Origin of the sequence: Amycolatopsis antarctica, assembly GCF_002262875.1 — a bacterium.
Classification (GTDB): Bacteria; Actinomycetota; Actinomycetes; order Mycobacteriales; family Pseudonocardiaceae; genus Amycolatopsis; species Amycolatopsis antarctica.
Window position 1 is genome coordinate 244872 of the sequence record NZ_NKYE01000001.1, and the last position, 14289, is coordinate 259160.

At 66.6% G+C, this 14289-nt stretch carries 23 protein-coding genes; all 23 read left to right on the forward strand.

What is annotated here, in order from left to right; all coding sequences use genetic code 11:
- Positions 1-52 precede the first annotated feature (52 nt).
- The 23 genes from fusA (at position 53) to rplO (ending at position 13664) form a co-directional block, all read left to right on the forward strand.
- On the forward strand, positions 53-2152 hold the full coding sequence (fusA, locus tag CFN78_RS01255) for an elongation factor G (RefSeq protein ID WP_094860654.1): 2100 nt from the start codon (positions 53-55) through the stop codon (positions 2150-2152).
- A gap of 122 nt (positions 2153-2274) precedes the next feature.
- The gene (gene tuf, locus CFN78_RS01260) at positions 2275-3468 is read left to right on the forward strand and encodes an elongation factor Tu (RefSeq protein ID WP_094860655.1); all 1194 of its coding nucleotides are present in this window, start codon (positions 2275-2277) and stop codon (positions 3466-3468) included.
- Between the two features lie 463 nt (positions 3469-3931).
- Entirely contained in the window at positions 3932-4237 is a 306-nt protein-coding gene (rpsJ, locus tag CFN78_RS01265; RefSeq protein ID WP_003102098.1) for a 30S ribosomal protein S10, read from the forward strand.
- Between the two features lie 33 nt (positions 4238-4270).
- Positions 4271-4927 (forward strand): 50S ribosomal protein L3, encoded by a 657-nt coding sequence (rplC, locus tag CFN78_RS01270; protein WP_094860656.1) that lies wholly within the window; start codon positions 4271-4273, stop codon positions 4925-4927.
- A complete protein-coding gene (gene rplD, locus CFN78_RS01275) occupies positions 4924-5610 on the forward strand; it encodes a 50S ribosomal protein L4 (RefSeq protein ID WP_094860657.1) in 687 nt (228 codons plus the stop codon). The genes rplC and rplD overlap by 4 nt, the downstream gene beginning before the upstream one ends.
- On the forward strand, positions 5607-5918 hold the full coding sequence (gene rplW, locus CFN78_RS01280; protein WP_094860658.1) for a 50S ribosomal protein L23: 312 nt from the start codon (positions 5607-5609) through the stop codon (positions 5916-5918). Before rplD ends, rplW begins: the two co-directional genes overlap by 4 nt.
- A 14-nt stretch (positions 5919-5932) precedes the next feature.
- The gene (gene rplB / locus CFN78_RS01285; RefSeq protein WP_094860659.1) at positions 5933-6766 is read left to right on the forward strand and encodes a 50S ribosomal protein L2; all 834 of its coding nucleotides are present in this window, start codon (positions 5933-5935) and stop codon (positions 6764-6766) included.
- Between the two features lie 18 nt (positions 6767-6784).
- A complete protein-coding gene (gene rpsS / locus CFN78_RS01290; protein WP_094860660.1) occupies positions 6785-7066 on the forward strand; it encodes a 30S ribosomal protein S19 in 282 nt (93 codons plus the stop codon).
- A gap of 31 nt (positions 7067-7097) precedes the next feature.
- Positions 7098-7523, forward strand: coding sequence for a 50S ribosomal protein L22 (gene rplV / locus CFN78_RS01295; protein WP_094860661.1), 426 nt, complete (start codon positions 7098-7100; stop codon positions 7521-7523).
- Positions 7523-8383 carry a 30S ribosomal protein S3 gene (gene rpsC / locus CFN78_RS01300; protein WP_094860662.1) on the forward strand — a complete coding sequence of 287 codons (861 nt, stop codon included), beginning with the start codon at positions 7523-7525 and terminating at the stop codon, positions 8381-8383. Before rplV ends, rpsC begins: the two co-directional genes overlap by 1 nt.
- 1 nt (position 8384) lies before the next feature.
- A complete protein-coding gene (rplP, locus tag CFN78_RS01305) occupies positions 8385-8804 on the forward strand; it encodes a 50S ribosomal protein L16 (protein WP_094860663.1) in 420 nt (139 codons plus the stop codon).
- Positions 8804-9055: a 50S ribosomal protein L29 gene (gene rpmC, locus CFN78_RS01310; protein WP_094860664.1), complete on the forward strand. Its 252-nt coding sequence runs from the start codon at positions 8804-8806 to the stop codon at positions 9053-9055. Before rplP ends, rpmC begins: the two co-directional genes overlap by 1 nt.
- The gene (rpsQ, locus tag CFN78_RS01315) at positions 9052-9345 is read left to right on the forward strand and encodes a 30S ribosomal protein S17 (RefSeq protein WP_205660390.1); all 294 of its coding nucleotides are present in this window, start codon (positions 9052-9054) and stop codon (positions 9343-9345) included. Before rpmC ends, rpsQ begins: the two co-directional genes overlap by 4 nt.
- Positions 9346-9433: 88 nt before the next feature.
- Positions 9434-9802 carry a 50S ribosomal protein L14 gene (gene rplN / locus CFN78_RS01320; RefSeq protein ID WP_094860665.1) on the forward strand — a complete coding sequence of 123 codons (369 nt, stop codon included), beginning with the start codon at positions 9434-9436 and terminating at the stop codon, positions 9800-9802.
- On the forward strand, positions 9802-10116 hold the full coding sequence (gene rplX / locus CFN78_RS01325) for a 50S ribosomal protein L24 (protein ID WP_094860666.1): 315 nt from the start codon (positions 9802-9804) through the stop codon (positions 10114-10116). Before rplN ends, rplX begins: the two co-directional genes overlap by 1 nt.
- Complete coding sequence (gene rplE, locus CFN78_RS01330; RefSeq protein WP_094860667.1) at positions 10116-10679, forward strand: 50S ribosomal protein L5; 564 nt, start codon at positions 10116-10118, stop codon at positions 10677-10679. Before rplX ends, rplE begins: the two co-directional genes overlap by 1 nt.
- Positions 10680-10683: 4 nt before the next feature.
- Positions 10684-10869 carry a type Z 30S ribosomal protein S14 gene (locus CFN78_RS01335; RefSeq protein ID WP_094860668.1) on the forward strand — a complete coding sequence of 62 codons (186 nt, stop codon included), beginning with the start codon at positions 10684-10686 and terminating at the stop codon, positions 10867-10869.
- Between the two features lie 116 nt (positions 10870-10985).
- Entirely contained in the window at positions 10986-11384 is a 399-nt protein-coding gene (gene rpsH / locus CFN78_RS01340; RefSeq protein WP_094860669.1) for a 30S ribosomal protein S8, read from the forward strand.
- A gap of 14 nt (positions 11385-11398) precedes the next feature.
- Complete coding sequence (gene rplF, locus CFN78_RS01345) at positions 11399-11938, forward strand: 50S ribosomal protein L6 (protein ID WP_094860670.1); 540 nt, start codon at positions 11399-11401, stop codon at positions 11936-11938.
- Positions 11939-11941: 3 nt separating this feature from the next.
- Complete coding sequence (gene rplR / locus CFN78_RS01350; protein ID WP_094860671.1) at positions 11942-12352, forward strand: 50S ribosomal protein L18; 411 nt, start codon at positions 11942-11944, stop codon at positions 12350-12352.
- A 28-nt stretch (positions 12353-12380) separates the two neighbouring features.
- Positions 12381-13034, forward strand: a complete 654-nt coding sequence (gene rpsE / locus CFN78_RS01355; RefSeq protein WP_094860672.1) for a 30S ribosomal protein S5 — start codon at positions 12381-12383, stop codon at positions 13032-13034.
- A gap of 1 nt (position 13035) precedes the next feature.
- A complete protein-coding gene (gene rpmD, locus CFN78_RS01360; RefSeq protein ID WP_094860673.1) occupies positions 13036-13221 on the forward strand; it encodes a 50S ribosomal protein L30 in 186 nt (61 codons plus the stop codon).
- Positions 13218-13664, forward strand: coding sequence for a 50S ribosomal protein L15 (gene rplO, locus CFN78_RS01365; RefSeq protein ID WP_094860674.1), 447 nt, complete (start codon positions 13218-13220; stop codon positions 13662-13664). Before rpmD ends, rplO begins: the two co-directional genes overlap by 4 nt.
- Positions 13665-14289 lie beyond the last annotated feature (625 nt).

The window sequence follows — 14289 nt, forward strand, 5'->3', positions numbered from 1 at the left end:
CTGTCGATAAACCCAGGCCGGGCCCCAATCTTCTAGACAGGGGAACAATCTCGTGGCACGTGACGTGCTGACCGACCTGAACAAGGTCCGCAACATCGGCATCATGGCGCACATCGACGCCGGGAAGACCACCACCACCGAGCGGATCCTGTTCTACACCGGGATCAACTACAAGATCGGCGAAGTCCACGACGGCGCCGCCACCATGGACTGGATGGAGGAGGAGCAGAAGCGGGGTATCACCATCACCTCGGCTGCCACCACCACCTTCTGGGCCGACCACCAGATCAACATCATCGACACGCCGGGCCACGTCGACTTCACCGTCGAGGTGGAGCGTTCGCTGCGCGTGCTCGACGGTGCCGTCGCCGTCTTCGACGGCAAGGAAGGTGTCGAGCCGCAGTCCGAGCAGGTCTGGCGGCAGGCGGACAAGTACGAGGTTCCTCGTGTCTGCTTCGTCAACAAGATGGACAAGCTCGGTGCGGACTTCTACTTCACCGTGAAGACCATCGAGGAGCGCCTCGGCGCCCGCCCGCTGGTGATCCAGCTCCCGATCGGCGCCGAGAACGACTTCGAAGGCGTCATCGACCTGGTCCGTATGAAGGCACTCACCTGGCGTGGCGAGGTCAGCAAGGGCGAGGACTACGCGGTGGAGGACATCCCCGCGGACCTGGCCGACAAGGCCGCCGAGTACCGCGAGAAGCTGGTCGAGGCCGTCGCCGAGACCGACGACGCGCTGATGGAGAAGTTCTTCGCTGGCGAGCAGCTCTCCGAGGACGAGATCAAGGCGGGCATCCGCAAGCTGACGATCGCCCGCGAGGCCTACCCGGTGCTCACCGGTTCCGCCTTCAAGAACAAGGGCGTCCAGCCCATGCTCGACGCGGTCATCGACTACCTGCCGACGCCGTTCGACGTCCCGCCGGTCGAGGGCACCCTCCCCGACGGCGAGACCACGGTCGTGCGCAAGCCGTCCACCGAAGAGCCCTTCGCCGCGCTGGCCTTCAAGATCGCGGCGCACCCCTTCTTCGGCAAGCTGACCTACATCCGGGTCTACTCGGGCAAGGTCGCCTCCGGCACCGCCGTCGTCAACGCGACGAAGGAGCGGAAGGAGCGCATCGGCAAGCTGTTCCAGATGCACTCCAACAAGGAGAACCCCGTCGACGAGGGCCAGGCCGGCCACATCTACGCGGTCCAGGGCCTGAAGGACACCACCACCGGTGACACCCTCGCCGACCCGCAGAACCCGGTCGTCCTGGAGTCGATGACCTTCCCGGAGCCCGTCATCTCGGTGGCCATCGAGCCGAAGACGAAGGCGGACCAGGAGAAGCTGTCGACCGCGATCCAGAAGCTCGCCGAGGAGGACCCGACCTTCCGGGTCAACCTGGACGAGGAGACCGGTCAGACGATCATCCAGGGGATGGGCGAGCTGCACCTCGAGGTGCTGGTCAACCGGATGAAGTCCGACTACCGGGTCGAGGCGAACATCGGCAAGCCGCAGGTCGCCTACCGCGAGACGGTGCGCAAGACGGTCGAGAAGCTCGATTTCGTGCACAAGAAGCAGACCGGTGGCTCCGGCCAGTTCGCCAAGGTGATCGTCAAGCTCGAGCCGCTGGCCACCACGGACGGCGCGCTCTACGAGTTCGACAACAAGGTCACCGGTGGTCGCGTTCCGCGTGAGTACATCCCGTCGGTGGACGCCGGTGCCCAGGACGCCATGCAGTACGGCGTGCTCGCGGGTTACCCGCTCGTCGGCCTGAAGTTCACCCTTCTCGACGGTGCCTACCACGAGGTGGACTCCTCGGAGATGGCGTTCAAGATCGCCGGTTCGATGGCGATGAAGGAAGCCGCGAAGAAGGCCAGCCCGGTTCTGCTCGAGCCGTTGATGGCGGTCGAGGTCACCACGCCCGAGGACTACATGGGCGATGTGATCGGCGACCTGAACTCTCGCCGTGGCCAGATCCAGGCCATGGAAGAGCGCAGTGGTACGCGTGTCGTCAAGGCGCTCGTCCCGCTGTCGGAGATGTTCGGTTACGTGGGCGATCTGCGGTCGAAGACCCAGGGCCGCGCGAACTACTCCATGCAGTTCGACTCCTACGCCGAGGTTCCCGCGAACGTCGCCAAGGAGATCATCGCGAAGGCCACGGGGGAGTAGAACCCCCGGGGCCGTGGCCGAGGGGGCTCCCCTGAGGTCCGCACAACCGACCAGATAGGTCGCTGTCCGACAGCCACGTCGGCCGGTGAGAAAAAGCATAAACAGTCCAGGAGGACATTCCAGTGGCGAAGGCGAAGTTCGAGCGGAGCAAGCCGCACGTCAACATCGGAACCATTGGTCACGTCGACCACGGGAAGACCACCCTGACCGCGGCGATCACCAAGGTTCTGCACGACAAGTACCCGGAGCTCAACCAGTCGCGGGCGTTCGACCAGATCGACAACGCGCCGGAAGAGAAGCAGCGCGGCATCACGATCAACATCTCGCACGTCGAGTACGAGACCGAGGCGCGTCACTACGCGCACGTTGACGCTCCTGGTCACGCTGACTACATCAAGAACATGATCACCGGTGCGGCCCAGATGGACGGTGCGATCCTCGTGGTCGCGGCGACCGACGGCCCGATGCCGCAGACGCGTGAGCACGTGCTGCTCGCCCGTCAGGTCGGTGTGCCCTACATCGTCGTGGCGCTGAACAAGTCCGACATGGTCGACGACGAGGAGATCCTGGAGCTCGTTGAGCTCGAGGTTCGCGAACTGCTCTCCGAGCAGGAGTTCCCCGGCGACGACGCTCCGGTCGTCAAGGTCTCCGGCCTCAAGGCCCTGGAGGGCGACGAGGAGTGGGGCAAGTCGGTTCTCGAGCTCATGGAGGCCGTGGACGCCAACGTCCCCGAGCCCATCCGGGAGACCGAGAAGCCGTTCCTCATGCCCGTCGAGGACGTCTTCACCATCACCGGTCGCGGTACGGTCGTCACCGGCCGCATCGAGCGTGGCGAGGTCAAGCTCAACGAAGAGGTCGAGATCGTGGGCATCCGCCCCGACGCTCGCAAGACCACGGTCACCAGCATCGAGATGTTCAACAAGCTGCTTGACTCGGGCAAGGCCGGCGACAACGCCGCGCTGCTGCTCCGCGGTATCAAGCGCGAGGACGTCGAGCGTGGCCAGGTCGTCGTGAAGCCGGGCACCACCACCCCGCACACGGAGTTCGAGGGCTCGGTCTACATCCTGTCCAAGGACGAGGGCGGACGGCACACGCCGTTCTTCAACAACTACCGCCCGCAGTTCTACTTCCGTACCACGGACGTGACCGGCGTCGTGACCCTCCCCGAGGGCACCGAAATGGTCATGCCGGGCGACAACACCGACATCTCGGTGACGCTGATCCAGCCGATCGCCATGGACGAGGGCCTTCGCTTCGCCATCCGTGAGGGTGGACGGACCGTCGGTGCCGGCCAGGTCACCAAGATCAACAAGTAGTTCCTGAGCCGGGGCGGCCGTTCGTCGGCCTCCCCGGCACTCGGGCCCGGACCCGGAGGTGGAAACACCCCCGGGTCGGGCTTGAATTTTTGGGTATGCGAGACTATTAGGGTTGCTCGTCGCGGGGTGGCTGATTCTGCCGGAAACGGCAGCGCTGTTGTATTTCGGCAGAATCAGCCACCCCGGCGCGAGTAGCCGGGGCCACCAGCCGCTGCATCGCGCGGAGGTTGTGGTCGATGGGAACAGCCGAGACGGATGGCTTTCCCAGGCACGTTGAAGACCTCTGGCAGAGCGAGGATCCTGCGGGATCCGTCTGCGCACCGGGCGCGACACGCCCGACCGCGTGGACCGGAGTCGAGGTTCTGACGTGCGGAAACCAGGGCCGCGCGGCTCACAGAGCCGTTAGCGAGAGCTCCGGCGATCGAGAACAGCGGCACGAGACGACAAGGAACGAGCAGCCACCATGGCGGGACAGAAGATCCGCATCCGGCTCAAGGCCTACGACCACGAGGCGATCGACACCTCGGCGCGCAAGATCGTCGAGACGGTCACGCGTACCGGCGCCCGTGTTGTCGGGCCGGTGCCGCTGCCCACCGAGAAGAACGTTTACTGCGTCATCCGCTCGCCGCACAAGTACAAGGACTCGCGCGAGCACTTCGAGATGCGCACACACAAGCGTCTGATCGACATCCTCGACCCGACGCCGAAGACGGTCGACGCGCTCATGCGCATCGACCTGCCGGCGAGCGTCGACGTAAACATCCAGTAGACGCGGCGGGTACGAGGCGGAGATAAGAGACTCATGTCTGACAGGCAAGTTAAGGGCATCCTGGGCACCAAGCTCGGCATGACCCAGGTGTTCGACGAGAACAACCGGATCGTTCCGGTGACCGTCGTCCAGGCCGGGCCGAATGTCGTCACCCAGGTACGCAACCAGCAGACCGACGGTTACACGGCCGTGCAGCTGGCCTTCGGTTCGATTGACCCGCGCAAGGTCAACAAGCCGGGCACCGGTCACTTCGACAAGGCCGGCGTGACGCCGCGGCGTCACCTCGCCGAGCTGCGCACGACCGACTCCGAGACCTACGAGGTCGGCCAGGAGATCACCGCCGAGGTGTTCGAGACCGGCGCCGTGGTCGACGTGACCGGAACCAGCAAGGGCAAGGGCTACGCCGGTGTCATGAAGCGTCACGGCTTCAAGGGCCAGGGCGCGAGCCACGGTGCGCAGGCCGTGCACCGCAAGCCGGGTTCCATCGGTGGCTGCGCCACCCCGGGCCGCGTCTTCAAGGGCGTCCGGATGGCCGGCCGGATGGGCAACGATCGCGTCACCACGCAGGGCCTCACCGTGCACGCCGTGCGTGCCGACGACGGCCTGCTGCTGATCAAGGGCGCGGTCCCCGGCCCCAAGGGCGGCGTCGTGTTCGTCCGCAACGCCGTGAAGGGTGGTGCTTCCGAATGACCAGCCTCGAGCTGAAGACGCCGGCAGGCAAGGCCGACGGCACCGTCGACCTCCCGGCGGACATCTTCGACGTGCAGGCCAACGTGCCGCTGCTGCACCAGGTCGTGACGGCCCAGCTGGCCGCCGCTCGCCAGGGCACGCACTCGACGAAGACCCGCGGCGAGGTCGCCGGCGGTGGCAAGAAGCCGTACCGCCAGAAGGGCACCGGCCGCGCCCGCCAGGGCTCGATCCGCGCCCCGCAGTTCACCGGCGGTGGCACGGTCCACGGACCCACACCGCGTGACTACAGCCAGCGCACCCCGAAGAAGATGAAGGCCGCCGCTCTGCGTGGCGCCCTCTCCGACCGGACCCGCGCCGGCCAGCTGCACGTCGTCACCGAGCTGGTGACCGGCGACAAGCCGTCCACCAAGGGTTTCAAGGCCGCGATCGCCGCGGTGTCCAGCGCGAAGCGCGTTCTCGTGGTGCTGCACCGCGACGACGAGCTCACCTGGCTCTCGGCTCGCAACCTGGACAACGTGCACCTGATCACGCCGGACCAGCTCAACACGTACGACGTGCTGGTCAACGACGACATCGTGTTCACCAAGTCCGCGTACGACGTGTTCGTCGCCGGCCCCGCCCGGGGCAAGGCCGCGAAGGCCAGCGCGCGTTCGAGTGAGGTTGAGGGGAGTGACGAGCAGTGAGCTCCGTGGCCATTCCCGACTACCGCGACATCTTGCTCGCGCCGGTGATCTCCGAGAAGTCCTACGGGCTGCTCGAGGACCACAAGTACACGTTCCTGGTCCGTCCGGACGCCAACAAGACCCAGATCAAGATCGCGGTCGAGAAGGTCTTCGGCGTCAAGGTGGTCAGCGTGAACACGCTGAACCGTCAGGGCAAGCGCAAGCGCACCCGGACCGGTTTCGGTAAGCGCAAGGACACCAAGCGCGCCGTCGTGACTCTGTCGGCTGAGAGCAAGCCGATCGAGATCTTCGGCGGACCCGCCGCGTAAAGGACTGAGCAGACATGGGCATCCGCAAGTACAAGCCGACAACGCCTGGCCGGCGTGGCTCGAGCGTCTCCGACTTCGCCGAGATCACTCGGACGACGCCGGAGAAGTCGCTGCTGCGTCCGCTGAGCGGCAGTGGCGGTCGTAACTCGTCCGGCAAGATCACCACCCGGCACAAGGGTGGCGGTCACAAGCGCGCGTACCGGCTGATCGACTTCCGCCGGAACGACAAGGACGGCGTGCCGGCCAAGGTCGCGCACATCGAGTACGACCCCAACCGTTCCGCACGCATCGCGCTGCTGCACTACGCCGACGGCGAGAAGCGCTACATCATCGCGCCGGAGAAGCTGAAGCAGGGCGACCGGATCGAGAACGGCCCGCGGGCCGACATCAAGCCGGGCAACAACCTGCCGCTGCGCAACATCCCGGTCGGCACCGTGGTGCACGCGATCGAGCTCCGCCCCGGTGGCGGCGCGAAGATGGCGCGCTCCGCCGGTGCGAAGGTGCAGCTCGTCGCCAAGGACGGTCCGTACGCCCAGTTGCGTCTCCCCTCGGGCGAGATCCGCAACGTGGACGTGCGCAACCGCGCCACCATCGGCGAGGTCGGCAACTCCGAGCACGCCAACATCAACTGGGGCAAGGCCGGCCGTAACCGCTGGCGGGGCAAGCGCCCGACCGTCCGTGGTGTCGTCATGAACCCGGTCGACCACCCGCACGGTGGTGGTGAGGGTAAGACCTCCGGTGGTCGCCACCCGGTGAACCCGAACGGTAAGCCGGAGGGTCGTACCCGCCGCAACAAGCCGAGCGACAAGTTGATCGTCCGCCGCCGCCGTACCGGCAAGAAGCGCTGAGCAGGGAGGTAAGAAAACATGCCACGCAGCCTCAAGAAGGGCCCGTTCGTGGACGACCACCTGCTCAAAAAGGTGGACGTACTCAACGAGTCCGGCAAGAAGACGGTGATCAAGACCTGGTCACGCCGCTCCACGATCATCCCGGATTTCCTGGGACACACGATCGCGGTGCACGACGGCCGCAAGCACGTCCCGGTGTTCGTCACCGAGTCGATGGTGGGTCACAAGTTGGGCGAGTTCGCTCCGACGAGGACCTTCAAGGGCCACATCAAGGACGACCGGAAGTCGCGCCGCCGCTGAGCGGGCACCACAGAGAGCAAGGGAACTAGCGATGAACGCCCAGAACGACGCAACGGCGACGGCAGACGCTCTGCCGACGGCCGTCGCGCGGGCTCGCTTCGTCCGGGACTCGCCGACCAAGGTGCGCCGGGTGATCGAGCTGATCAAGGGTCGCAGCGCCACCGAGGCCCTGGCCGTGCTCCGGTTTGCGCCGCAGACGGCCAGCGAGCAGCTCGCGAAGGTGCTCGCCAGTGCGATGGCCAACGCCGAGAACAACCTCGACCTGGACCCAGACACGCTGTGGGTCAAGAACGCGACCGCCGACGAGGGCCCGACCCTCAAGCGCATCCGGCCGCGTGCGCAGGGTCGCGCGTACCGGATCCGTAAGCGGACCAGCCACATCACGGTCGTCGTCGAATCACGGCCGAAGACCGCGGCGAAGTCCAACAGCGGCAAGAAGAAGGCAGGTGGCCGGTAGTGGGCCAGAAGATCAACCCGCACGGCTTCCGGCTGGGTATCACCACGGACTGGAAGTCCCGCTGGTACGCCGACAAGCAGTACGCGGAGTACGTGGCCGAGGACGTCAAGATCCGCAAGCTGCTCTCCACGGGCATGGAGCGGGCCGGCATCTCCAAGGTCGAGATCGAGCGGACCCGTGACCGCGTCCGCGTCGACATCCACACCGCCCGGCCGGGCATCGTCATCGGCCGTCGCGGCGCGGAGGCCGACCGGATCCGTGGCGCGCTGGAGAAGCTGACCAAGAAGCAGGTCCAGCTCAACATCCTCGAGGTGAAGAACCCCGAGTCCGACGCCCAGCTCGTCGCTCAGGGTGTCGCCGAGCAGCTTTCCAACCGCGTGGCCTTCCGTCGCGCGATGCGCAAGGCGATCCAGACGTCGATGCGTTCCCCCCAGGTGAAGGGCATCCGCGTGCAGTGCGGTGGCCGTCTGGGTGGCGCCGAGATGTCCCGCTCGGAGCACTACCGCGATGGCCGGGTTCCGCTGCACACGCTGCGCGCCGACATCGACTACGGCTTCTTCGAAGCCCGTACGTCGTTCGGTCGCATCGGCGTGAAGGTGTGGATCTACAAGGGCGACATCGTCGGTGGGCTCAAGGCCAAGGAGGCGCGTGACGCCGCCGCGGCCGCCGAGCGCGCCCCGCGTCGTGACCGTCCCGCCCGTCCGCGTCGCTCCGGCGCCTCGGGCACCACGGCCACCTCTACCGAAGCCGGTCGGGCCGCTGCCGCTGAGAAGGGCGGCAAGCAGACCGACAACCAGGCCGCCGCCAGCGAGGCGCCCGCAGTGGCTTCGCCGGACGCGGCAGAGAAGACGGAGGGCTGACGTGCTCATCCCACGCAGGGTCAAGCACCGCAAGCAGCACTCTCCGAAGCGTGGCGGCGCCGCGAAGGGCGGCACCAAGGTCACCTTCGGTGAGTACGGAATCCAGGCGCTTGAGCACAGCTACGTGACCAACCGGCAGATCGAGTCCGCTCGTATCGCCATCACCCGGCACATCAAGCGTGGCGGCAAGGTGTGGATCAACATCTTCCCCGACCGCCCGCTGACCAAGAAGCCCGCCGAGACCCGCATGGGTTCCGGTAAGGGTTCGCCGGAGTGGTGGGTCGCCAACGTGAAGCCCGGTCGGGTGATGTTCGAGATGAGCTTCCCGAACGAGCAGACGGCCCGCGAGGCGCTCCGCCGCGCGATCCACAAGCTGCCGATGAAGTGCCGAATCGTGACCCGTGAAGGTGGTGAGTTCTGATGGCGAAGGCTGAAGCCGCTGTGTCCTCAGAACTGCGTGAGCTCACTGGAGAGGAGCTCGTGCTGCGCCTCAAGGAGGCGAAGGAGGAGCTGTTCAACCTCCGCTTCCAGATGGCCACCGGGCAGCTGGACAACAACCGGCGGCTGCGCACGGTTCGCACCGACATCGCGCGGATCTACACCGTGATGCGCGAGCGCGAACTCGGCCTGTCCGTTTCCCCCGACGACGCCGAGAGTGAGGGCGCGGCATGAGTGAGCAGATCACCGAGCCGGTGCAGAAGAAGGACTCCGGGCGTAACTACCGGAAGGTCCGTGAGGGCCTGGTCGTCTCGGACAAGATGGACAAGACCATCGTCGTCGAGCTCGAGGACCGCAAGAAGCACCGTCGTTACGCCAAGGTCCTGCGCTCCACCACCAAGGTGAAGGCGCACGACGAGCAGAACACGGCCGGCAAGGGCGACCGCGTGCTGTTGATGGAGACCCGGCCGCTGTCCGCCACCAAGCGCTGGCGGCTGGTCGAGATCCGCGAGAAGGCCAAGTAAACCGGGGATTTCTTCGAATCCCTATCCGTTCCGCAAGGCTCAGCGCGGGAACACCGGCTGAGAACCGGCGAGACATACAGGAGTTGACGTGATCCAGCAGGAGTCGCGACTACGAGTCGCCGACAACACGGGTGCCAAGGAAATCCTCTGCATCCGCGTGCTCGGCGGGTCGGGGCGGCGCTACGCGGGTATCGGCGACATCATCGTCGCCACCGTGAAGGACGCCATCCCGGCTGCCGGGGTGAAGAGGGGCGACGTGGTCAAGGCCGTCATCGTCCGCACGGTGAAAGAGCGTCGGCGTCCCGACGGCTCATACATCCGCTTCGATGAGAACGCCGCCGTGCTCATCAAGCCCGACAACGAGCCCCGGGGTACCCGCATCTTCGGTCCGGTCGGCCGCGAACTTCGCGACCGGAAGTTCATGAAGATCATCTCGCTTGCGCCGGAGGTGCTGTGATGAAGGTGAAGAAGGGCGACACGGTCGTCGTCATCGCCGGCAAGGACAAAGGCGCCAAGGGCAAGGTCATCCAGGCCTACCCGGAGCGTGAGCGGGTGCTCGTCGAAGGCGTGAACCGGATCAAGAAGCACACCCGGATCTCCCAGACCCAGCGCGGCGCGCAGTCGGGCGGCATCGTCACGCAGGAGGCTCCGATCCACATCTCGAATGTGCAGGTCGTGGACTCCGACGGCAAGCCGTCCCGTATCGGTTACCGGTTCGGCGAGGACGGCAAGAAGGTTCGCGTCTCGCGCAGGAACGGTAAGGACATCTGATGACCACCACCGAGAAGGCCGCGCCGCGGCTGAAGACCCGCTACCGCGAGGAGATCGCGGGCGAGCTCCGGGAGGAGTTCGCCTTCGAGAACGTCCACCAGATCCCGGGCGTGGTGAAGGTCGTCGTCAACATGGGTGTCGGCGACGCCGCCCGCGACAGCAAGCTCATCCAGGGTGCGATCACCGACCTGGCGATCATCACCGGGCAGAAGCCCGAGGTGCGCAAGGCCCGGAAGTCGATCGCGCAGTTCAAGCTGCGCGAGGGCATGCCGATCGGGGCGCGCGTAACGCTGCGCAACGACCGCATGTGGGAGTTCCTGGACCGGCTGCTCACCATCGCACTGCCGCGTATCCGCGACTTCCGCGGGCTCTCGCCCAAGCAGTTCGACGGCAACGGCAACTACACCTTCGGTCTCAACGAGCAGTCCATGTTCCACGAGATCAACCCGGACGCCATCGACCGCCCCCGCGGCATGGACGTCACCGTTGTCACCACCGCCACCACGGACGACGAGGGCCGCGCGCTGCTTCGCAAGCTCGGCTTCCCGTTCAAGGAGAACTGAGCCGATGGCCAAGAAAGCGCTGATCCACAAGGCCGCGAAGAAGCCGAAGTTCAAGGTGCGCGGCTACACCCGCTGCCAGAAGTGCGGACGTCCGCACTCGGTGTACCGCAAGTTCGGTCTGTGCCGGGTGTGCCTGCGCCAGATGGCGCACGCGGGCGAACTGCCCGGTGTCAGCAAGTCCAGCTGGTAAGGCTCGAATCTCTCCCCACAGTGGCGGTAGACCCGCCACGACGTGGGCCCATCCCAGTTCGCCACAGGCCCTGCCCCCGGGCAGGGAACCAGGGCGAGAAAGGTTGACAGGTCACCATGACGATGACCGACCCGATCGCAGACTTCTTGACTCGTCTGCGTAACGCGAACTCGGCGTACCACGACGAGGTCGTGCTGCCCCACTCGAAGCTCAAGGCGCACATCGCCGAGATCCTCCAGCGTGAGGGCTACATCTCCGGCTTTCGTGACGAGCCGGGCGAGAAGCACAAGAACCTCGTCGTAGAGCTGAAGTACGGCCCCAACCGTGAGCGCAGCATCGCCGGTCTCCGGCGCGTGTCGAAGCCCGGCCTGCGGGTGTACGCAAAGTCCACTGACCTGCCCAACGTTCTGGGTGGCCTCGGCGTCGCGATCATCTCGACGTCCTCCGGCCTGCAGACCGACCGGCAGGCCAAGCGCAACGGCGTGGGCGGCGAAGTCCTCGCCTACGTCTGGTAAGGGAGGGAACAGGTATGTCACGTATCGGAAAGCTGCCGGTTCCCGTCCCCTCCGGGGTCGAGGTGACCATCAACGGTCAGCACATCTCGGTCAAGGGCCCGAAGGGCACGCTCGAGCACACCATCGCCGAGCCGATCACCGTCGAGCGGGACGAGAGCGGCACGCTGGCGGTGAAGCGCCCGGACGACGAGCGCGAGAGCCGCTCGCTGCACGGTCTCACCCGCACACTGGTGAGCAACCTGGTCGTCGGCGTGACCGACGGCTACACCAAGAAGCTCGAGATCCACGGCGTCGGTTACCGCGTGCAGGCGAAGGGTTCGGACCTCGAGTTCGCCCTCGGCTACAGCCACCCGGTGAAGATCGCCGCACCGGAGGGCATCACCTTCACGGTGGAGAGCCCGACCCGGTTCTCGGTCTCCGGTATCGACAAGCAGAAGGTCGGCCAGACGGCGGCGGTCATCCGCAAGCTGCGCCGCCCCGACCCTTACAAGGGCAAGGGCTTGCGCTACGAAGGTGAGCGCATCCGCCGCAAGGTCGGAAAGACGGGTAAGTAACCAATGGCTGAAACGCGCTCTACACCGACGCAGAAGAAGAAGCCGGTCGGCAAGGACGTCTCGACCAAGCGTCGCGTGTCCAAGGCTCGTCGGCACTTCCGTCTCCGCAAGAAGATCAGCGGGACCCCGCAGCGGCCTCGCCTGGTCGTGAAGCGGTCCTCGCGGCACATCGCCGTGCAGCTCGTCGACGACCTGGCCGGCCACACGGTGGCCGCCGCGTCCTCTGTCGAGGCGGACGTGCGGGCTTTGGACGGCGACAAGAAGGCCAAGGCCCAGAAGGTCGGCTCACTGCTGGCGGCCCGCGCCAAGGACGCGGGCGTCACGAGCGTGGTGTTCGACCGTGGTGGCAACGCCTACCACGGCCGGATCGCCGCGCTGGCCGACGCCGCCCGCGAGGCGGGGTTGGAGTTCTGATCATGAACTACAAGGGAAGGAACGCCTGATGCCGGGACGTACACGGCAATTCGGCGGCGGTCAGCAGCAGGGCGGCCCGGGCGGTCAGGGCGGCAACGACCGCAACGACCGTCGCGGTGGCGGTCGCGACCGTCGCGATGGGGGCCGTGGCGGGGCGGCCCAGGACAAGACCCCGTACATCGAGCGTGTCGTCGCGATCAACCGCGTCGCCAAGGTCGTCAAGGGTGGTCGGCGCTTCAGCTTCACCGCGCTGGTCGTCGTCGGCGACGGGGACGGTCAGGTCGGCGTCGGCTACGGCAAGGCCAAGGAAGTTCCCGCGGCCATCGCCAAGGGTGTCGAGGAAGCGAAGAAGAACTTCTTCCGCGTTCCCCGCATCGCCGGCACCATCCCGCACCCCATCCAGGGTGAGGACGCGGCCGGTGTCGTGCTGCTCCGTCCGGCCAGCGCCGGTACCGGTGTCATCGCCGGTGGGCCGGTTCGCGCGGTGCTGGAGTGCGCGGGCGTGCACGACGTGCTGTCCAAGTCGCTCGGTAGCGACAACGCGATCAACATCGTGCACGCGACCGTTGCCGCGCTGAAGGGTCTGCAGCGTCCCGAGGAGGTGGCCGCGCGTCGTGGCCTGCCGCTCGAGGACGTCGCTCCGGCCCGGATGCTGCGTCAGCGCGCGGGGCAGGGGGTCTGACGTGGCTCAGCTCAAGGTTACTCAGATCAAGAGCAAGATCGGCACCAAGCAGAACCACCGGGACAGCCTGCGCACCCTCGGGCTGCGCAAGATCCGGCAGTCTGTGGTGCGTGAGGACACTCCCCAGAACCGCGGCCTGATCCACACGGTTCGCCACCTGGTGGAGGTCGAGGAGGTCAAGTCATGACGGCCATCAAGATCCACCACCTGCGTCCGGCTCCCGGATCCAAGACCGACAAGATTCGCGTCGGCCGTGGTGAGGGTTCCAAGGGCAAGACCGCTGGTCGCGGTACCAAGGGAACGAAGGCTCGCAAGAACGTGCCCGCCCGCTTCGAGGGTGGGCAGATGCCTCTGCAGATGCGTCTGCCGAAGCTGCGCGGCTTCAAGAACCGGTTCCGCACCGAATACCAGCCGGTGAACCTGGGCGACATCGCCCGTGTGTTCGCCGACGGTGGCACGATCGGTGCCGAGGAGCTCGTCGCGAAGGGACTCGTTCGCAAGGGCAAGCTCGTCAAGGTGCTCGGCAACGGCGACCTCAACGGCGTCAAGCTGAACATCACTGCTGACGGTTTCTCCGCCTCGGCGCGGGAGAAGCTCGAAGCTGCCGGTGGTTCCGCCACCGTCAACTGAGCGTCACCACGATCGACACCGGCCACCAAGCCGGCAGATCACCTCGAAACGGCCCGCCCGCATCCCGCAAAGGATCCAGGCGGGCCGTTTCGCGTTTCCGTCCGGCCCGGGTAGCGCCTTTAGCGGGCTGAATGTCGCCCGGGCCCGTCCCGCCAACGCAACCGGCACGGATCGCTACCCGTCACTCGTCCGCCCCGCCGTCCGGGTTCCCTGGTGTCGACCGCGCGTTTAGCGGGCTGAATGTCGTGCGCCGGTAGCCCCGTAGGCAGGTGCGAGGCGTCAGTGCGGCGTCGGCTCATCGTTGGAGGCGCTGCTCTCTGTTCGCCGAGACGGCACCGGGTTGCCGCGAGCGGGTTCGCGGACGGCTGCGACTCGGGCCGGCTTCGTCGCCCCGCACCGCTCCGACGAGCGAGCGCTTGCCGCGGACGTCGTGTCCACGCTCCGTCCGGACCGACCGTTCACCCGAAGGGTCGCCGAGTACGCCGCACAACCGCGACGTACAGCCTTGCCGTCGCGGCGACGAGCAAACGCCGGGACCACCTCGCCGCCTGCCCACCGTGACGCCCCGCCCGGTCAACCCACCTGCCGTGCGCCGATCGCGCATGAGCCCGTGTCGCGCCCCTAG